Source organism: Bacteroides caecigallinarum, from assembly GCF_016902295.1.
GTDB classification, from domain to species: Bacteria; Bacteroidota; Bacteroidia; order Bacteroidales; family Bacteroidaceae; genus Phocaeicola; species Phocaeicola caecigallinarum_A.
This window is the reverse complement of record NZ_JACJLQ010000262.1, coordinates 1-203: the sequence shown is the minus strand read 5'-3', so window position 1 is coordinate 203 and position 203 is coordinate 1. Positions and strand designations below refer to the sequence as shown.

Sequence of the window (203 nt, the reverse complement as noted above, 5' to 3'; positions counted from 1 at the left end):
AGGAAACCGTTCTTGACCTCATTGTTCGGAAAGTCAAGAAGGAAAGTATTGAACTCCATATCGTAATCCTTGATGGTCAGGTAACCGCTCTGATATATCATAGGAAGCGGACGTTCCACATCAGCCTTGTAATCTATGAATTCCTCCGGACTGTAGTATCTGCCTGTCAGTTCGTTCATGTTCTCCTTGAAATGGGCAAGCAG

General features: G+C 44.3%; 1 pseudogene. It reads right to left on the bottom strand.

Annotated elements, in window-relative coordinates:
• Nucleotides 1–203 (bottom strand): annotated as a pseudogene (locus H6A27_RS15060) (AAA family ATPase); the annotation flags it as partial.